The organism is Streptomyces sp. NPDC004031 (assembly GCF_053604375.1).
On record NZ_JBSGHL010000167.1, the window covers coordinates 1 to 1,293 of the forward strand.

1 protein-coding gene is annotated in these 1,293 nt (G+C 73.7%); it reads right to left on the reverse strand.

The window, feature by feature from the left end; genetic code table 11:
- A partial coding sequence (locus tag ACWERV_RS36855; RefSeq protein WP_452941270.1) for a polyketide synthase dehydratase domain-containing protein occupies positions 1 to 1,155 on the reverse strand: 1,155 nt, incomplete at its 3' end.
- Positions 1,156 to 1,293 lie beyond the last annotated feature (138 nt).

Sequence of the window (1,293 nt, forward strand, 5' to 3'; positions counted from 1 at the left end):
GGGGTCGGCGGGACGGGTCGTGACGGCGTGGCGGGTGACGACGGTCAGGTGCCCGTCGGTGTGACCGGGATGCGCCAGCCATGCCTGGAGGACGGTCAGGGTGTCGGTGAGGACCGTGTGGGTGCGGGCGGGGCCGGCGTCGGGGGGCGAGGGCTGGACGGTGAGCAGCACGTGGGCACCGGCGGGGACGTCGTCCAGACCGGCGGCGACGGGCACACCGGTCAGACCGAAGGTCTCCGTGCCGAGGACCACCAGCTCGCGGGCCCCGGCGGCGTCGGTCTCGGCGGTGTCGGCGGTGTCGGGGGTGGGGGTCCAGGTGAGCTGGTAGAGGTCGTCCGCGGTGGGGGTGGGGGTCAGCGCGGCGAGCTGGGCGGTGGTGGTCTCGCGGACCGTGAGGGCGTCGGCGGTGATGACGGGTGTGCCGGTGGGGTCGGTGGCGGTGAGGGCGTGGGTGTTCTCGCCGGTGGTGGTCCAGCGGACGCGCAGGGTGGTCGCGCCGGTGGCGTGGAGGGTGACCCCGCTCCACGCGAACGGCAGCACCACCACCGGCTCACCCGGCCGGTCGTCGAGCAGCAGCGCGTGCAGCGCCGCGTCCAGAAGCGCCGGGTGGATACCGAACCCGGCGGTGTCCACACCCTCGACAGGCAGGGCGATCTCCGCAGACACGTCCCCCTCCGGGTGACGCCACGCAGCACGCAGACCCTGGAACACCGGCCCGTACTCGTAACCCCGGGCCGCGAGGCGGTCGTAGAGACCGTCGAGATCGACAGGCCGGGCGTCGGCGGGGGGCCAGGTGCTGCCGGACGGGGCGGGTTCGGGTGTTCCGGTGGTGAGGCGGCCGGTGGCGTGCCGGACCCACGGACCGTTCCCGTCGTCGGGCCGGGAGTGCACGGCCAGCGCGTATCCGCCGTCGTCGGGGGTGAGGGTGGCCTGCAACTGGACGGCCTGGCCGTCGGTGATTACCAACGGGGCATGCAGGGTGAGGTCTTCGAGGTGTCCGGCGCCGACACGGTCGCCGGCTGCGACGGCCAGGTCGACGAACGCGGTGCCCGGCAGCAGCACACTGCTCAGCACCATGTGATCGGCCAGCCACGGCTGCGTGGCGAGGGACAGCCTGCCGGTGAGGACCGCACCGCCTTCGTCGGCGAGATCCACCGCCGCGCCGAGGAGTCCGTGTCCGGCGACAGCCAGACCGAGTCCGGCGGCATCACCGGCAACCGCGGGGGCTTCGAGCCAGTACCGCTGCCGCTGGAACGCATACGTCGGCAGATCAACAGTCCGGCCACCGCTCAG